This window comes from Falsirhodobacter sp. 20TX0035 (genome assembly GCF_028307215.1).
Taxonomy (GTDB): Bacteria; Pseudomonadota; Alphaproteobacteria; order Rhodobacterales; family Rhodobacteraceae; genus Falsirhodobacter.
In genome coordinates, this window is sequence record NZ_JAQMHV010000034.1 from 1 (window position 1) to 839 (window position 839).

Here is an 839-nt window from a genome sequence, read left to right on the forward strand (position 1 = left end):
CCGACAAAACATCAGGGGGGTCAAAATTGGGCGCCGATACCCCCGTCTAAGGGGTCAAGATTGCATGCCGAAGCACAAGCACGGCTTTGCCGTGGCCGGCGTCACGAACGGTGCGACGATCGAGAGCGTAGCGGTCAGCGGCACGAACGTCCTGATCACCATGACCGCCGAACCGCTGGGCGATCTGACCGTCCGCTATGCTTGGGGCCAGACCGGCGACCGGGGCGACGGCTTCACCGCCAACCGCGGATCGCTCACCGACCAGTGGTCGCAAGCCAGCCGCCTTGTCAGCGGCGCCACCCACTATCGTTACGCGCGCTCCGGCCGCGCCCCTATTGTGCGCTAAGGAGGCGCTGAACCATGCCCATCGCCACGCTTCCCGGCATCATCGCCCGCCCGATCACCGACGCCTTCGTCTGGGAGGAGGTGTTCAAGAAGTACTCCGCCCTCAAGAACTGGTGGACCCTGACCAAGGGGCAGGCCACGACCGACACCACTACCGGACGCACCCGGATCGCGCCGCGCATCGGGACGATGACCCTCGACGGCACCAGCGTGCAGCCGTGGGTCGCGGACGGAGGCTACGAGGCGGCCAGCTTTGCAGGGACGCAGGGCCAGCCTGTCCTCGGCTTCGACACCGCCAAGCTGACCGGCCGGTGGACGATGTTCAGCGTCCGCAAGGCGGCGGCCATCGACACCGAGGACTGGGGCATCAGTCTGCGGAACTCCGATCCCTCTGTGGCGGAACGGGACGGCGCCCGGGTGTTCCACGTCGCCCGCAGCACCGCAGGCGCCTCGCAGGTGCGCGGGGTGCTGATCAACCCGGCCATCAACGCGCT

The 839-nt window shown here is 67.7% G+C and carries 2 protein-coding genes; both read left to right on the forward strand.

Translation table 11 applies throughout. The features are described from left to right. Nucleotides 1-64: 64 nt before the first annotated feature. Nucleotides 65-346 carry a hypothetical protein gene (locus tag PIJ50_RS16310; RefSeq protein WP_271976652.1) on the forward strand — a complete coding sequence of 94 codons (282 nt, stop codon included), beginning with the start codon at nucleotides 65-67 and terminating at the stop codon, nucleotides 344-346. A gap of 14 nt (nucleotides 347-360) precedes the next feature. Beyond that, nucleotides 361-839 (forward strand): hypothetical protein (locus PIJ50_RS16315; RefSeq protein ID WP_271976654.1); only part of this gene is annotated, 479 nt, incomplete at its 3' end.